The following is a 16,859-nucleotide window of genomic DNA, read 5'->3' as shown; positions in this document are numbered from 1 at the left end:
GAAGCTTTCAGCCATGGCCTCCATCTCTGTGCAACCTACCGTCAATGATCATGTCCTTATCCTTACATATCAATATACCTATATTATTGAAATATAAGATATATTATAGCGTGACTCTATTCATTAATCAAGTAGGCATATATATCATTTTTGAAAAAATAATCAACGATCACATTACTTCCCAGAGCGATTAATTGAAAAAGGAAATTTACTATAAGGTTCAAAATCAACACGCTCTTGAAAAACGTTAATAACGGTTAACGTTTTTGGCTCAGATGGATAATCCCCATAGATTTTAATTTTCTTTGGAGACATCGCCACTAATGGAGCTAGATTGAATTCATCTCCATCTAGCCCTACAATATAAAGTGGTTCTTCTTGCATCAGTTTTCGAAGCTCTAATTTCGTAATCTTCTTTCCATTTGGTTTATAAAAAATAAACGGATTTCCCTGTACGATATGGATTACATTGTATTTCGCTTCCTTCTTAGCAATAAATTCTCGAAGCATATTTACAAACTCTTGATGATCTTCTTCCCTTTTAAACTCATCAATCGCCAGTCCAACATCATAAATCAGATAATCTTTAAATTCTTTCAATCGAAAATTCACAATGGAATCAAAATGAATAGTACTATTCTCTTTTATGCTTGCAAAAAATAAATTATATAAAAACTGCATCGGCTCTTTTTTACTACGAACCGTTTTTAAGCTTTCTTCACCAGCGATCATATCATGAGTAATATCTAATATACGTTCCACTTCATCGGCATTGGAATAATAATAAATTTCTTGAATAATTCCTTTAATCATGTCAGGCATGCGATGAAGTTTAAATACTTCCACCATAGCGTGGGCTACTTTTTCCATCGTTTCCATTTCCGATAATTTGGACTCTATTTGTAAATGATTCCCCCATTCCTCATGTACTTTCCAATGTAATTCAATTTTTTTGTTGTAGTAAAATAACTGTTCACAAAAATTAATCACTTCTTTATTCGAACTAAAATATACATCCAGCAACTACCATCACCCTCATCCAAAACCGAACTGTTACATTATATGGACAAGTTTTGAAAAAAATGATTAATCTGTTGAAACTAGTATTTAAATCAATGGATTCTAGTTTAAATTTCCATATAGATTCCCTTAAAAAAATGTTACTATAGAAATACTGAGACAAAATATTGGACAAAGGTCACGTTACCTGTCCTGAAGAGGTGGTTAGATAGATTGTTTAAAAATTATCTTTCAAAAGTCACTCAATGGATTCTCTTGCGTATCAAACATATTCCTAATAAAGATACGAAAAACACGAAATGGTTTATTCTAGCATTCTTAATTTCTAGTATGCTAGTTTCTATTGTATTTACAATCGGGAACCCTACTGGTGTCGGCTTTTTCTCACACTTTACAAATATAGGGAAAGTGCTTGTAATAAATGGAGTACTAATTGTCATGTGGACATTTTTAATGAGTGCAATTTTATCCTTCTTATATATACCACTCCCACGTATTTTATTAGCAAGTTTAAGTTACACAATATTTGCTAGTATTTTTGTTTTAATATATGAAGATAGTGGAATTTTATTTTCTATTATTATAGGAATTAGCTATAGTCTTTTATCCTTTTTGATTACCCTATTCCTTATTGTTCTTTTTAACCAGAAAAAACATCGTATTATTAAACTTGCCGTTATGACAGCTATTACAATAGCTAGTTTTCTAGTTTATGAGTATGTCGTAAAAGATAAATACTATATTGACGTTCCCGCTGTTGCAGAAATTGATTCAGAAGGACCAACACTTGAAAACCCAAGTCAAATTGGAGAATATTCATATCAATTTTTGTCCTATGGTAGTGGGAACGATAAGTACAGAGAAGAATTTGGTGAATTAGTTGGTATAAAAACCCCAACGGTTGATGCTTCTCATTTTATTACAAGATGGAGTGACAAGCGTGAATCATTTTGGGGATTTGACCAAAGCCAGCTACCTGTAAATGGAAGATTATGGCTTCCTGAAGGGGATGGACCTTTTCCAGTAATTCTTATGGTCCATGGCAACCACACGATGGAGGATTTTTCAACAAGTGGATACGATTATTTAGGTGAGCTATTAGCAAGTCGTGGTTTTATTGCTGCCTCTGTGGATGAAGACTTTATCAATTATTCCAACACATCAGGAATACCTAATAATAACTATGAATTGAGAGCTTGGATGCTATTAAAGCATTTAGTTCAACTTGATGAGTTAAATCAAACTCCTGGAAATGAACTTTATCAGAAACTAGATATGAAAAATGTCGGGCTAGTCGGACACTCCCGCGGTGGGCAAGCTGTTTCTATGGTTGGAGATTACAAACGATTTTTTGATGATAATCACTTGTTAAATGACCTGGAGAACATTAACGTAAAAGGAATTGTTGCTATTGCTCCAACAGATAAGAGGTTAGATGGAAATCGACCCGTTTTAGAGAATACCCCATATTTGATTATTCAAGGTGCACAAGATGCAGATATTAACAATTTCCGTGGAGACCATCAATTTTACCGATCAACATTTGATGAAGACAGCGATTCATTTAAAGCTTCTGTTTATATTGCTGGTGCTAACCATGGACAGTTTAATACGGAATGGGGAAATATGGATGTTAGTTTACCGAAAGGTCTCTTCTTAAACCAAGGACAAATTATGGACCCAGAAGATCAACGTCAAATTGCAAAAGTATATATTTCGGCGTTTTTTGAACGGACTATTCATGAAAATCAAGCTTATGAAAAACTATTTCGCAATCATCAATACGGTAAAAATTGGCTGCCAGAAAGCCTGTTAGTGACTAAGTATCAAAACCCTAGTTATCTATCACTCCTTGACTTCAAAAGAAACAGGCCAAATCCCGCAACTGGTGTAATTATTTCATCGGAAGGCTTTACTGTTTCAGATGTTATCAAACCAAAGGATCGTCGAAATAATAATCGTCCTGAAGATGCAATTCAACTGGAATGGGAGAATGAGGCAAAATACACTATAAATCTATCAAATGTAAACAAAAAAGTGATTAACAACCAAGAACATGTTGTTTTTACGATGGCTAATAATAATGAGAATGGTTCTATTCCTGAAATTGAAATACAATTGGAAACAACTGATGGGGTATCCGTTCAGTTGCCATTAAATTCATTTATGGCATTTCCGCCTGTTATTTCATCTGAATTTACTCCTTTTGGTTTATTTGATGATATTTTCAGAGATGGAAAATACGAAAATTCATGGGAGCCAGTTTTTCAGACCTTTGAAATTCCATTCCAGCGATTCGAATCGGAAAACCCTGAATTTAACAAGAATAACGTGAACAGTATTACCCTACTATTCCACACACAGCAAGGGAATATACTAATTGAAAGTGTTGGTTTATCACAATAAAATACGGACGACGATGGGACAATAGTATTTTAGATATACCAAAAACCGAACAATAAAATTGTTCGGTTTTTTTGAAAATGCGAGCATATATTAGGCGGTGGCGAAATTTCGACCGCTACGGAAAATACACTTCGCTTTCCGCGGGCGGCTGGTGAGCCTCCTCGAGCAAAGCTCTCCGGGGTCTCACCTATGCCTCTGCTCCCGCAGGAGTCTACGTGTATTTCCTTCACTAGTTTTGGCATCTATATCAGTGGTCTTCAGACACGTGCTATTCCCGCAGGACAAGGAAGGCTACGTCAGAGGAGCGTCGCACGCAGAAAATGCAAATGTAAATGCATTTTCAAGGAGTCGACTGTCATCCGCTCCAATCAACAATCTATATTGCATTATCTTAATCTTCCAAGGAGTCTGAAGCCGTGCCCGCGGAAAGCGACTGCCAGCAGTGGAAATCAACTATGCTCTAACTTTAAGTTTTCTATAAACTTTAAAAACAACCAATCCTCTAAAAACTAGTTATGTCCCAGACTCTTCTATTATTAATTATATTATTGTGCAGTATATCCACCATCAACGATTAGTGAGTTTCCTGTCATGAATGTTGAATCGTCGCTAGCCATGAATAAAACAGCTTTAGCCATTTCTTCTGGTTTACCTAAGCGTTTCATCGGCGTTGCATTCGTTAGGAATTGTCTATCTGTTTCACCTAAAATTGGTGTTTCAATGAATCCTGGGCAAAGTGCATTCACACGAATGTTGCGTTCAGCGTATTCTAAGCCAAGAGAACGAGTTAAGTTAATAACTCCTGCTTTAGCTGCGTTGTATGCAGCACTTCCAGGTGATCCAACCCATCCATACATAGAAGCTGTATTTACGATTACCCCACTACCAGCTTTCAAGAATTCTTTGATTGCTGCTTGAGCTACTAGGAATACTCCATCTAAATCAACTTCTACTGTTTTTCTCCATTCAGCATACGTTAATTCTTCTGTTGGTTTCACATTACCAATTCCTGCATTATTAAATAGAACATCTACTTTACCGAATGTAGATAATGTTGTATCAAATATATTTTTAACTTCTTCTTCACTAGTAACGTCAGCTTTTACGAAAAGTGCTTCTGTACCTTGAGATTTTAACTCTGCTTCAAATTCTGCACCTTTTTCTTCATTCATATCAACTAATACTAATTTTGCCCCTTCAGCTGCGAATAATTTAGCTGTTGCAGCACCAATTCCAGATACCCCACCTGTAATAACCGCTACTTTATCTTGTAATTTACCCATTGTTTGATTCCTCCTGTTATAATAGATATAACAACCTATCCGTAATGAAAAGGTTTACAATTTAATCTTAGTATCTTTATTAATGCATTCCAATCATCAATATTTTTGTAATGTTGATTAGATAGACATATATACACTTTCTGTCTATTACCTATACAGTTGTTGTAAGATTGATTATTATAGGAGGGATATTATGGGGGAAAGTCTCTCATCACCAAGAAAGAATCGGACAAAAGAACATTTACAACGAGCACTTATTGATTTAATTAAAGAAAAAGGGTTTCATGCTGTAACGATTAAAGATATTGTTCATTATTCAAAGTATAATCGCAGTACGTTCTATATTCATTATCATGATAAATACGATTTGGCCGAATCATTACTAGATAGCATGCTTAAGGGAATAGAAGATTCTGTTGGAAAGCCGTATCATTCGATAAAAAGCATTCAAACAGTTAACTTGAAATCGGATTCCTTTGATTTTATAACCTATATTTATAAACATCGTAATTTTTTCGAGTTGATTAACTATCAAGACACAATTCCGGAGATGCACACAAAATTTCCAAAAACAATATTGAAAATCTACCAAGAAAAATTCCAATTTAAAACAATTAACAACATACCTGTTAACATGGATTATTTCACACGCTATACAGCATATGGTTTTTACGGTTTATTATCCAACTAGATTAATACAAACTTTGAAACTTCACAAGAAGATTTTATTAAAGAAGTAATTAAACTCTCACGAACACATATTGAATCTGTTAAGTATGTTGGAGAGATGTAACTATTACAGTGTAGCTCCTTCTATTCCGGGGAGGTACACTTTTATTTTAAACAGCTTTCACACTAAATTCTTCTTAATCATAACAAAATCATACTTAAATACCAATAACCTTGTTCAACATTTCACAAAAAAGTAACAATTAACTTGTATATCTTATATTATAGTCTGTTCCACTAATCTTTATATTTTAGGCCTCTATACCTTTCTATAGAGTATTCCTCACATACAATATAATTAATGAAGCATGCTGATTCTAGCTTCAGCAATAAAAGTTTTTATAGATTTTAGCATCAAGTAAAATATGTTGAGTTTAACCGCCATGATAGTTATTCTGATTAACCCTCGTTTACTATTAGATATACTGATATACGGAATGAGAGGGATTATTGTGAACCTAAACTGTATTAAAGCCATAAAAGAAAAATTAGACTACTATAATCATAACAGTTCGTGCGTTGGGGTTCGGGTTTATTTAAACAATGGTGATACACTTACCCTTTATGGAAATTATTCCTCGTGTTCACCATTGCAAACACAATTATTCAATATTGTAGGTATTCATGAAAAAAACTTTACTGTCCTTTTGTGCTCCATTAACCCCAATAATTCACGTAACACAAATAAAGAAATGATATCAATCCACCTGAACCATATCTTAGGCTTACAGTTAGAAAAAATCCGATACCAAAAAATTAAGACAAAAGAAGCGAAACCAAAACAGGATAAAAGCACCCAACAAAAATTAAGGGACGACATTACAACCCATCAGAATGTAATTAAGCCTATTAATGTTCATTCAACTTCTAAACAAGTAAAAAGACTACCTGATCCAAAAGTAAAACAAACAATTAGTAATGATACCAAGCAAAATAACGATGAGAAACCAAAGAAAGAAGAAAATAATGAACAAAATCTAGTCCCTTCCAATACAGAATCTAGGACAAAACCACACAAGCCCCCAATCAAAACTGATCAAGCTGATAATGAATCTAACGATGATTTCAATAAAAAGATAGTTATATTAGTTTCATTATTACTGTATTCCATTTTTAGAACAATAAGTGAGTTCATAGCAATGGAACAGTCAAAAGACGAGGCAGACCACAAAGAAGATAGACCTTCTAAGGAAGAAGAAAAAGATGACAAACCATGTGAATCTCAATATCCACCAAAGAAGCCAGAAGAAAACTGTAAAGAATAGGAAGATACTATTCTGACTATGCAAAACCAAATTAAAGTAACTACAATGAAAAAGAAACCAGAAAATGAATAGAATATTCAATTGCTCCAAAAAAGGTATGCAAATTCGTCACTGAATTCGCACACCTTAGTTTTTCCAGAAAAAATTAGTTCAACAAATGTTTATCAATCTAGATGACTGGCTTCATTTCCCTATTCTTTCTTACTATGTATTAAGGCGGTAACCGGATTCGAACCGGTGCTAAAGGTTTTGCAGACCTCTGCCTTACCACTTGGCTATACCGCCATTTTTTCAATTACAGTTATATTGTATGAGAATAGTAATCAAATGTGAAGAAATGTGCCAGACATTTTATTTGTTTCTTTCCATTAATGATATTTAAAGTGCTAGGTTATTAGAATACTATCTACAAAAAAAGTATATGTATAGATAGGACAAGTATTATTACTATTTCATAATGATGAAAGGGGATAGTAACGTTGACACTTGGCCTTATTCTAATTCTTCTAATTGTTTTGTTCTCACCATTTATTGCAAAGCCTGTAGAACAAAATCTAGAGTTCTTTTTATTTGTAATGGGAATTATTGCAGCAATTATTAGTGGAGTTTTAACGAAAGAACTTTGGATTAAAGCATTAGAAAATCCAATTAACATTACTTTAGTTGTATTGCTTGCAAGCTTGTTGTTTAAATGGTTGAAGGGGCATGTGGAAAGATTCATTACAAAACTTACACAAGTTCTAGAAATGCACATATTTCTTACACTGATGATCGTAATCTTAGGCTTGTTATCTAGTATAATTACTGCAATTGTTGCTGCAATTATTTTAGTTTCTATTATAAGTATACTACCAATAGATAAGAAAACAGAAATTCGCATTGTCATTTTAGCTTGTTTTTCTATTGGTTTTGGGTCCGTATTAACACCAGTTGGTGAACCGTTAGCAACGATAACTACTAGCAAATTAAATCAGGACTTTTCATTTTTGTTCCAACTAGTCGGAATGGAAGTTATCGTAGGGGTTCTAGTCATTGGGATTTTTGCGCTATTTTTCATACGACCAACTCAATTGAATAAAGAGGCGATACACGACAAACCAGAAAGCTATAAAAGTATTCTCATACGTTCGATTAAGATTTATGTGTTTGTGATGGGATTAACCTTCCTCGGTTCGAGCTATGAAACATTGGTCAATCGATATTTACTTGATTTACAGGTAGGTTACATATATTGGATGAATATGGTCTCAGCGGTTCTTGATAATGCAACCTTAGCATCAGCTGAAATTAGCCCAGCAATGGAATCCGACACCATCCGATTTATTTTACTAAGTCTAGTCGTTAGCGGTGGGATGCTAATTCCTGGCAATATCCCTAACATAATAGCAGCAAACAAACTAGATATTACTAGTAAAGAATGGGCAAAATACGGACTCCCCCTCGGATTAACAATGATGATAATCGTATTTGTATACCTTACCATGCAGCAAGTCTAGTGAATGATCTAATTGAAAAAAGTGGTGGCATGAATTCGACCACTACGGAAATACACTTCGCTAGTTTTTATTAATATCATTATAAAATATTGCAATTTAGATTGTTGATTGGAGCGGATGGCAGTCGACTCCTGCGGGAATAGCACGTGTCTGAAGACCCCACAGGAAGTGGTTTTCTTCCGAGGAGGCTGAAGCCGTGCCCGCGGAAAGCGACTGCCAGCAGCGGAAATCAACTAAGCACTAACTTTGAGTTTTCTATTAACTACAGAAAAACCAATCCTATAAAAAACTTCCATTAACTAACTAGAATTGACCTTTGAATAATTAGTTATGTCCCAGGTACCTTCCCTAGTTATCAATTAGAAATTCCAACACTTCTTCAAGCGATAAGCGTTGCATATGGTTAATCGTGATCTGTTCCTTCTGAATGATACCTTCTAAAGTGTCCAAATCATTTGTTACGATTTGGCATGGATTGCTATAATATTGAATCACATTTGGATGATTCTTAACATTCTCCCCTATATCGGATGTCCAAATCCTCGCCCAGTTTTCAGTAATTTCATCTTTATTAAAGGAATGGATGATACGACCTGACTCTAACACTACTATTTCATCACATATCGAATTAATTTCATCCACCGTATGCGTGGCTAACACGATTGCTTTTTCTCCATCCTCCATAAAATTCAATAAATCTTCTTTCATCTTACGTTGCGATACGATATCAACACCTGCAGTTGGCTCATCAAGTAAAAGTAACGATGGATTATGACAAAGCGTAAAAATAAATTCAATCTTTTTCTGTGTACCTTTTGAACACCTTCTATACTTTTCTTTTAGATCAATTTTATACCGCTTTACCAACGTTTCAAATTGCTCATTGCTCCATGATGGATACCAGCGTGAAATGAGGTCCTTTAGTTCTCCAACCGTTAAAAAACCATAAGCATCCAATATTTCACCTGCATAACCGACCTTTTGTTTCCATTCAACATCATCTTCATGCCATTCTTGACCAAAGAATTTAATATGGCCAGAATCTCTCTTCAAAACATCCATTAAGACACGTAACAATGTGCTTTTTCCCGAACCATTGGATCCAATTAAACCAATTACAATACCTGGTTCCACTTCCATATCTAGTGGACCTAATGAAAATCTCTTATATTTTTTTGTGACCTCTTTTGCTTGCATAAGTGAAGATACCATATTCATCCTCCTTCGTTATTTTTTCATTCATATCCCCACACAACCATTATCTTCTATTGAGAAAAGTTGTTCTTCATTATTTCGCGAAAAATCGTTCGTATTTCCTCTTCCGTGCAACCAACTTGTATTCCTTGTTCAATCGCTTTTTCTAAAGCATCATAAGCTATTTTATCCTTCGCCTCTTCAATATTCATATTTTTTGTTTCATTAACGAACGTTCCTTTTCCTTGGGCAGTTTTAATAAATCCACTAGCTTCTAAGTTTTGATACGCTCTTCTTGTCGTAATAACACTACAGCCTAAGTCACTCGCTAAAGCTCTAATTGAAGGGAGTGAGGTTCCTGGTGGAAGTTGACCACCTACGATAAGTGTTTTAATTTGTGTTTCAACTTGATGATAAATTGGTTCTCTGCTTTCTTCGGAGATATGGATTGGTATTTTCAATGAACACCACTCCCTTCTATAAGTAATCTCTGTTCATTAATCGTTTCTTCAGTAATTTGTTCCATCCAATCGTACACATTACGCCCACAAATAAAGAAATAATCGCGATAGGCCAACCAATTTCTTCAACTAGAACTATAATCTTTTCTACAATTCCTTGACCAAAATACTTATAAAAAGTGAATTGCCCAACAAGAAAGAGTCCTAAAAAGACGTATGGTAAAACGTGGATTATTCTTCCACCCGTACCAAACTCAATATATGGACTCATGCCCCCTAATGCCAACATATATCCAAACCAAAAAATAAGAAATATGATCAAGTTACCTGTCGTCATTAGATCAAACGAATTACTAATCCCAAGTATAAATATTAGAATCGTTCCAAAGAAGGTTACTGATAATATGATTAAGGTTATGAGCATAAAAATAGTCCGACTTAACGCTAAAACTGAAACTGGAATTGGCAAAGAACGTAGCACAGCCATTCGCTGGCCATGTGGGTCATCTTTTGCTTCTCGATAACTTAAATACGGTTTTGACATAAATACTGCTGCAAAGGATGGGGCCATTCCAATAAAAATTAAATCAAGAAAAAGATGATTAAACAGGGTAGACTCAATTCTAAACTGAATAAATTGACCCTCTGCCCCTGACAATAAAAATCCTGATACGAGTATCCCCATTAAAATTGTTACAAGAATAGTTGATACAAACCCTATCCATTGATGTCTAAATTCCTTTTTAGCTAACCAAAAAGCTTCACTAATCATTTTTAACACCTCTCTTATTTAATCATTAAAGAAATTGACGATAAAACGATCCTCTAACCCTAAAAAGTCAACTCCATAGAAGAATAAAACTGTAAATGCTATGCTCCATATGGTAATACTCACTGAAACCCAATAGAATGTTTTAGCTTTTGCACCACCAAACGTCATGCTAGCCATGGCCGTTAAATGACTACCAACTACTAATGGTCCTAACAAGGCTAAACCAGGCAAACCATATTTCTTCCATATTTTTTGAGCCCTAACGGAACGCTTCCCCTCTTCAGCTTCTTTGCCTTCTTTTCGCTTCCTTCTCCAGTTTTTAATTTGTTCGATAAAAATAATCACAAGAAAAACTGTTAGAATATTGCCAGCTAACCCAAGTGCAAACACAGGTATAATTGATAGACCTGCAACCGATGCAATTGCAATAACCCCGTATGCTTCAAAGAATGGAATAGCTGACAATATAAAGACCATGAAATAACCGATTATAAATTTCATCTTTCTTCCTCCCAGTGTTAAGGTGTATATATCATTATATACACCTTAACACATTTCGATACAATTTCAAATACTTTTTTCAAAAAAATACATCTAGCTCTGTAGATGGAACATTTTCCATTCATAGAACTAGATGTCAAAGACTAAGCTATTTAAATGTTATTATAGGTTTAGAATATTTTTTACACTATATTTCAATTAGAATTGGGATAATCATCGGTTCTTTTCTTGTTTTATCTTTAATATATTGCCCGACTAATTTCTTCACCTGCTTTTTCTTTACATTCCACGAATTTCTGTTCGCTTCACGGAGTTCTTCCAACGTACTTACAATAATACGGTTCATCCCTTTTCGGAGATCTGAAAAATTCTTATCTACAAAGCCTCGAGATATAACCTCTGGATCGGACATCAAGGTACTTTCTGTTTTATTCACTGGAAGAATGATCATGAGCATACCATCCTCCGATAATTTTTTTCTGTCACGCAATACAAATTCCATATCACCTACATCTACGCCATCTACATAGGTGCTCCCTACTGGAATCGACCTTGTACTACGAGCCTGTGAATCCTCAATATCAACAACATCACCGTTCTTTAATATAAAAGTATTTCCAGGCTCTACTCCTACTGATTCTGCTAATAGACGATGATGGTGCAACATGCGATATTCACCATGGATTGGAATAAAATATTTTGGTTTCATTAGGGTAAGCATTAATTTCAAATCTTCTTGATAACCATGACCTGAAACATGCATACCAGAACTACTACCGGAACCATATATAACATGTGCCCCTAACTGAAATAGGTTGTCTACAATGGTAGAGACACTCTTTTCATTTCCAGGGATAGGTCCAGCAGCTAATATAACTGTATCTTCAGGTAAAATTTCTGCATCGCGATAATTTCCAGTAGATAGCCTGCTTAATGCAGCAAGTGCTTCCCCTTGGCTACCTGTACATAATATCGTTACTCGGTCAGGATCATAATCATTAATCTCCCTAGCTTCAATTAACATCCCTTTTGGAACGGTTAAATAACCACGGTCCATTGCAATTTTAACGACGGTTACCATTGATCTACCAAGTAAAGCAAGCTTTCGATTTGTTTTTTCTGATGCATGAACCACTTGTTGCACACGGCTAATATTCGATGCAAAAGTTGATACAATTACCTTTTGTTTTGCCCTTCTAAAGATATTTTCTAAATTTTCCCCAACCATTTTCTCTGATGGGGTAAACCCTGCCCTCTCAGCATTTGTACTTTCTGATAAGAGGAGAAGTACTCCTCGGTTACCTATTTCGGCCATTTTATGTAAATCAGGTCGTTCATCCGTGGCAGGTGTTAAATCAAATTTGAAATCACCCGTATGTACAACATTTCCTTCTGGTGTGCTAAAGACAATACCTAAGCAATCCGGAATACTATGATTCACTTTAAAAAAGCTTATCTCGACTTCACCTACATTGATTGTTGAACTAGCTTTAATCTCATTTAAATCACTCTCTCTTAGTATGCGATGTTCCTTTAATTTATTTTCAATGATTCCTAGTGTGAACCTTGTGGCATATACAGGTACATTAATTTTTTTAAGTAGAAATGGTATTCCTCCAATATGGTCTTCATGGCCATGAGTCACTAATAGTGCTTGGACTCTATCCTTATTTTCTTCTAAATAGGTTATATCAGGTATGATTAAATCAATCCCTAATAAACTTTCATCCGGAAACTTATTTCCACAGTCAATTAAAATAATATCCTCACCATATTCAATGGCATACATATTCTTTCCAACTTCATTTAAGCCGCCTAGGGCAAAGACTGATAGTAAATTTTTACCCATTCGAATACCCTCCCGTCAAATATGGTTTAGTATGCCCATATAACTTTCTTTTTATTGAAGCTAATAGGATATAGTATCGTGTATAACAGAATGTGAATCTAGTTAATGCTAATGAAACTTGGAAAGGTGTATCTTTATTCTCATGTTCTTGTTACACTTGATAAGTGCCTGTTTTAAATACTGATTGGTTGCATTAAACCAATTATAGACAGCACTATCTTTGAAAAGCAGGTGAAAAAATGATTGAAATAAAAACATCATCAGTAAGTGATGGAGAATTTAATAGAGGGGTATTTGCTACAAAAGTGATCAAAAAAGGGGAACTATTACACGAAGCTCCAGTAATTTCTTATCCAAATGATCAGCATGAACATATTGAGCAAACCTTATTAGCTGATTACGCATTCGAATATGGAATTAACCATACAGCAATTCTTTTAGGTTACGGCATGCTGTTTAACCATTCTTATCAACCAAACGCGGTCTATGAAATTAACTTTGATAACCACACATTTGATTTCTATGCTTACACAGACATAAAACCAGGAGACGAAATTTTGATTAACTATAATGGCTATGCAGATGACGATGAGCCACTATGGTTTGATAAAGAGTAATTTTTCAAGTGCCTAAAATAAAGAGAGGCACATTCTTAAAGTAAAGGAATGTACCTCTCTACATGTATTTTCAGAACTTTTATTTTCGGCTTGCTTTTGTTTCAACCTCTCCACTAGTAATCCAATCTATTCGAACCGTCTCCCCGTACATCTCCTTAAATACTTCTCTACAGTTGGTAATTATGGAAAACATTATTTCCAGTTTTTCACTGGACCTCATGGATTTTGTTACAACATCATGTTTTTCATCTTCCTCTTTCCACTTATTATTATTTATGTATATATTCACAACAGGCCATAAGTCGCTATTAGTTGCTATAAATTCTATGTATTCCACATAATTTCTATAAAAAGCTTGGTCTTTATCTTTTAAACTCTTTACTAGTATTTTTTCAAAGTATTCCATATCGACTTCTCGTTTTTCTACCATTTCTCTCTTCATGGAAATGCCCCTTTCAACCATCAATAGTTTAATCATATCATTGGCTACTTCCATATTTTGCCGAAATAGGAAAAACAATTTGTCTTGTTTTGACAAAGAAAAGCACAAAAGCGCAGTCACACATCCCAGATATAAAGCATCTTATTTATTCTTTAAATTAATTAACAAAATCATCTATTATATCTACTACAATTATTTTTCCATTTACCAATAATTCTGGGAGATTGTTGTTAATATTCCCCTTCCAATACTCCTTAGCTTGTTCTATTTTCTTTGAGAAAGGTACCCCATCCTCTTTTGGCAGAAGATCTCCATCCCCTTCAAAATAATTCCCATTCACTTGAAGCTTTACAATTTGCAATACTTTCCGATTGTAAGACTCAAATAGGTCCTTCCACTTTAATGCATCTTCATAATTTTTGGCAGCATATAGGCATGACAATCTTGATGGGTATTCGGGATACTCTTGCAATCGAACCATCTCGACGATCACTTCTCTAATTGCTCGGATTGTTTGACTCACATATCTAATCGCAACATCAGCATCTTCTTTATTCATTACCAAACCATCTTCTGTATAACTTCCATATAAAATTTGAATAAAATCTTCCCCTTTTAAATTTAATTGCTCTTTTTCAAGGAAGAAACTAGATAGTGTATTTTTTTGATGCTTATCAAAATAGATTTCTTGACCAATTTTCATCTTTTTTCTAGTAACAACATGATAAACTGTAAAATTTTTCTCTTTCAAATAAGTTTCTCCATTCTATTTTTCTTTCTATTTTATCTTAAATTTAAGAGGATTTAAAATAGATGGCAAGATTTGCAATGTGATAGAATAAACTTATAGAAAGGGATGATTACTATCAAACAGTTTAAGAAGATTATATTTATTAATATACCACTGCTACTAATTATACTTTTTCTTATTGGGTGTGGAGAAGAGAAGGAAGATTCTAACTTAAATACTTCTGAAAATAACCTACAGGAGCAGTCGAATGAGGAAGCCAACAATCAAAATAATGATGAAGAAGAAAATGATTCGGAACAAACAGTAGAAAAGTCAGAAACCAAAACTTCCCAAGATGAGGTTACCTCTGATAATTCGGCTGAGGAGCAATCCAATGAATCATCGAACGATGAAGTAGAAAATCTATTATCTAATTATTCATCTCAGGAAATCGAATATGCTCGTATCTGGTTACAGTTTGGAGTAATAAAGGACGTTGACGAAATCAATGTTTACCATATTCCTGCAGGTACCCCACTTAATCCTGATGATTCAACCAGTGCAAGCTATCCAGAAGATGTCATCCAGCTAGCAGGAATCCGTTTGGTAGAAGGCTCCATCACTTATAGTGGTAATGGAGATGGTACCATTAATATTTACAACGTTCCTCTGCGTTGGGATGGTGAGTATCCTGCTGGGGAAGAGTTTTACAATGAAATAATCGATAACACAAAACTAAAATATGTCGATCCAGGTGACGACGAAGAAGTAATCCAATTAATTCAAGTATTAAATATACACAATTAAACTATTTAGATACTAGCGAAAGTGGGTTATATTTTGGGACAATACATACCACCTAAACATTTTGTATCAGCTGCAACGATTGTACTCAATGATGATAATGAAATCCTTCTGATTAAGGGACCTAGTAGAGGTTGGGAAATGCCAGGTGGAATTGTTGAGGAAGGCGAGTCCCTGAAAGATGCTGCAATAAGGGAAACCAAAGAAGAGTCAGGTATAGAGGTAGAGGTTTTAAAATTTTGTGGCATATTCCAAAATGTAAAGAAATCCATCTGTAATACGTTATTCCTAGCTAAACCAATAGGAGGTAACTTAACAACTTCATCAGAGAGTTTGGAAGTTGGTTTCTTTCCAGTTGTCAAAGCTTTGGAAATGATTACAATAGAAAATTTCAAGCAAAGAATTGAATTTTGTTTAGATCAAAGCAAACATCCATTTTATGTTGAATTTTAGACCAACTAGCCTATTAAAAGTGCAAATACAATTTAAAATTTGTATTTGCACTTTTTTGATAAGGGAGAGGTTTTTGTTTGGGATTGTCACCAGAGTCTTCCCTGACTGTAAGGACATATGGTTCGTTATTATCAAAAACAGGCTGGTTTCTTTCCTCATTCGGACATTTAGTATGTTATTCACCTATTTTCATAGATTAATAGGAACATTTTTATTGAATAGTCGAGTAGGTGGGGCCTCTCCTTTGAGATTGTGCCCCTTACCCCTCACAGATCCGTACGTGCCCAATTAAGGCATACGGCTCTTCACTACATCATTCACATTTGTTTTAAAGACTTCATAACTTGTTTGAAAACAGGTTCACCATTATTTTCGGTTGTGGTAATTGAACTCTCAATAGAAACATATTGAATTTCTCCCATGTAAACGACCTTTTCTGGCTCCTTCTATTTCTCCACTTCCAAATCAGATACTTAACTGCACGGAAGTAAGAATCGATTCCTTTGAAATTATCAGATACACCATAATACTGATAGTGTCCTCTCAATTTCCTTCTCACCGTTTCAACCAGCACATCTTCATGGAGATGACTATTCTTACGAATCCAAATCTTAAACTCTTTTATTCTCATTTTGAGTTTCTTTGGGCTTGTTTTGCGTTTCAATCGATGTTTCCCACTCTTACCTTTCCCCCAGTAATGTTGGAATCCCAGAAAATCAAAAGTTCCTGGTTTACCATTTGCACCATCACCTGGTTCGTTCTCCGAACCTCTACCAAATCTGATAATTTTGGTTTTCTCTCTCGCTATACTTAAATTAAATTTCCTTAGCCTTATTA

General features: G+C 34.6%; 16 protein-coding genes, 1 tRNA gene, 2 pseudogenes and 1 other annotated feature (1 of these 20 running past the window's edge). Of the genes and pseudogenes, 7 read left to right on the top strand and 12 right to left on the bottom strand.

Annotated elements, in window-relative coordinates; genetic code table 11:
- Window positions 1-72 (bottom strand) — a binding site (T-box leader) (it extends 147 nt beyond the left edge of the window).
- A gap of 102 nt (window positions 73-174) precedes the next feature.
- Entirely contained in the window at window positions 175-990 is an 816-nt protein-coding gene (gene ytxC / locus BUB12_RS11240) for a sporulation protein YtxC (protein ID WP_234982677.1), read from the bottom strand.
- Window positions 991-1,233: 243 nt separating this feature from the next.
- On the opposite strand from ytxC, the gene BUB12_RS11235 reads away from it, so the two are divergent.
- Entirely contained in the window at window positions 1,234-3,426 is a 2,193-nt protein-coding gene (locus BUB12_RS11235) for an MFS transporter (protein ID WP_072890945.1), read from the top strand.
- Between the two features lie 29 nt (window positions 3,427-3,455).
- Here the strand turns inward: BUB12_RS11235 and BUB12_RS18055 are convergent, their stop codons facing one another.
- Together BUB12_RS18055 and BUB12_RS11230 are read right to left on the bottom strand one after the other, a co-directional pair.
- Window positions 3,456-3,668 carry a hypothetical protein gene (locus BUB12_RS18055; protein WP_143155625.1) on the bottom strand — a complete coding sequence of 71 codons (213 nt, stop codon included), beginning with the start codon at window positions 3,666-3,668 and terminating at the stop codon, window positions 3,456-3,458.
- A gap of 303 nt (window positions 3,669-3,971) precedes the next feature.
- Window positions 3,972-4,709, bottom strand: coding sequence for an SDR family NAD(P)-dependent oxidoreductase (locus tag BUB12_RS11230; protein WP_072890943.1), 738 nt, complete (start codon window positions 4,707-4,709; stop codon window positions 3,972-3,974).
- Window positions 4,710-4,902: 193 nt separating this feature from the next.
- On the opposite strand from BUB12_RS11230, the pseudogene BUB12_RS11225 reads away from it, so the two are divergent.
- A pseudogene (locus BUB12_RS11225) lies at window positions 4,903-5,502 on the top strand (TetR/AcrR family transcriptional regulator).
- 628 nt (window positions 5,503-6,130) lie between these two features.
- On the top strand, window positions 6,131-6,703 hold the full coding sequence (locus BUB12_RS18050) for a hypothetical protein (protein WP_234982675.1): 573 nt from the start codon (window positions 6,131-6,133) through the stop codon (window positions 6,701-6,703).
- 214 nt (window positions 6,704-6,917) lie between these two features.
- On the opposite strand, the gene BUB12_RS11215 is transcribed toward BUB12_RS18050, so the two are convergent.
- Window positions 6,918-6,988: transfer RNA gene (locus BUB12_RS11215), tRNA-Cys, on the bottom strand.
- Window positions 6,989-7,182: 194 nt separating this feature from the next.
- Between BUB12_RS11215 and BUB12_RS11210 the strand changes: the two genes are divergently transcribed.
- Window positions 7,183-8,199 carry a DUF1646 family protein gene (locus BUB12_RS11210; protein WP_072890939.1) on the top strand — a complete coding sequence of 339 codons (1,017 nt, stop codon included), beginning with the start codon at window positions 7,183-7,185 and terminating at the stop codon, window positions 8,197-8,199.
- Window positions 8,200-8,547: 348 nt separating this feature from the next.
- On the opposite strand, the gene BUB12_RS11205 is transcribed toward BUB12_RS11210, so the two are convergent.
- From BUB12_RS11205 to BUB12_RS11185, 5 genes are all read right to left on the bottom strand, one after another.
- Window positions 8,548-9,411 (bottom strand): ABC transporter ATP-binding protein, encoded by an 864-nt coding sequence (locus BUB12_RS11205; protein WP_072890938.1) that lies wholly within the window; start codon window positions 9,409-9,411, stop codon window positions 8,548-8,550.
- 53 nt (window positions 9,412-9,464) lie between these two features.
- Window positions 9,465-9,854 carry a GntR family transcriptional regulator gene (locus BUB12_RS11200; RefSeq protein ID WP_072890936.1) on the bottom strand — a complete coding sequence of 130 codons (390 nt, stop codon included), beginning with the start codon at window positions 9,852-9,854 and terminating at the stop codon, window positions 9,465-9,467.
- A gap of 16 nt (window positions 9,855-9,870) precedes the next feature.
- Window positions 9,871-10,626 (bottom strand): LTA synthase family protein, encoded by a 756-nt coding sequence (locus tag BUB12_RS11195; RefSeq protein WP_072890935.1) that lies wholly within the window; start codon window positions 10,624-10,626, stop codon window positions 9,871-9,873.
- Window positions 10,627-10,644: 18 nt separating this feature from the next.
- Window positions 10,645-11,127, bottom strand: a complete 483-nt coding sequence (locus BUB12_RS11190) for a small multi-drug export protein (RefSeq protein ID WP_072890933.1) — start codon at window positions 11,125-11,127, stop codon at window positions 10,645-10,647.
- A gap of 187 nt (window positions 11,128-11,314) precedes the next feature.
- Window positions 11,315-12,976, bottom strand: coding sequence for a ribonuclease J (locus tag BUB12_RS11185; RefSeq protein ID WP_072890932.1), 1,662 nt, complete (start codon window positions 12,974-12,976; stop codon window positions 11,315-11,317).
- Window positions 12,977-13,215: 239 nt separating this feature from the next.
- Between BUB12_RS11185 and BUB12_RS11180 the strand changes: the two genes are divergently transcribed.
- Window positions 13,216-13,593, top strand: coding sequence for an SET domain-containing protein (locus BUB12_RS11180; RefSeq protein WP_072890930.1), 378 nt, complete (start codon window positions 13,216-13,218; stop codon window positions 13,591-13,593).
- A 79-nt stretch (window positions 13,594-13,672) separates the two neighbouring features.
- On the opposite strand, the gene BUB12_RS11175 is transcribed toward BUB12_RS11180, so the two are convergent.
- Together BUB12_RS11175 and BUB12_RS11170 are read right to left on the bottom strand one after the other, a co-directional pair.
- On the bottom strand, window positions 13,673-14,035 hold the full coding sequence (locus BUB12_RS11175; RefSeq protein ID WP_072890928.1) for a hypothetical protein: 363 nt from the start codon (window positions 14,033-14,035) through the stop codon (window positions 13,673-13,675).
- Between the two features lie 157 nt (window positions 14,036-14,192).
- Window positions 14,193-14,738 (bottom strand): DUF2441 domain-containing protein, encoded by a 546-nt coding sequence (locus tag BUB12_RS11170; RefSeq protein ID WP_143155626.1) that lies wholly within the window; start codon window positions 14,736-14,738, stop codon window positions 14,193-14,195.
- Window positions 14,739-14,900: 162 nt separating this feature from the next.
- Here BUB12_RS11170 and BUB12_RS11165 point away from each other — a divergent pair, with 162 nt between their 5' ends.
- Window positions 14,901-15,572, top strand: a complete 672-nt coding sequence (locus BUB12_RS11165; RefSeq protein WP_072890991.1) for a hypothetical protein — start codon at window positions 14,901-14,903, stop codon at window positions 15,570-15,572.
- A gap of 33 nt (window positions 15,573-15,605) precedes the next feature.
- Window positions 15,606-16,022 carry an NUDIX hydrolase gene (locus BUB12_RS11160; protein ID WP_234982673.1) on the top strand — a complete coding sequence of 139 codons (417 nt, stop codon included), beginning with the start codon at window positions 15,606-15,608 and terminating at the stop codon, window positions 16,020-16,022.
- A 337-nt stretch (window positions 16,023-16,359) separates the two neighbouring features.
- Here the strand turns inward: BUB12_RS11160 and BUB12_RS18045 are convergent.
- Window positions 16,360-16,859: pseudogene (locus BUB12_RS18045) on the bottom strand (group II intron reverse transcriptase/maturase); the annotation flags it as partial.

The sequence above is a fragment of the Ornithinibacillus halophilus genome (genome assembly GCF_900129485.1).
GTDB lineage: Bacteria > Bacillota > Bacilli > Bacillales > Amphibacillaceae > Ornithinibacillus > Ornithinibacillus halophilus.
Note: the sequence above shows the minus strand (reverse complement) of the source record. Positions and strands in the feature narration are given on the sequence as shown.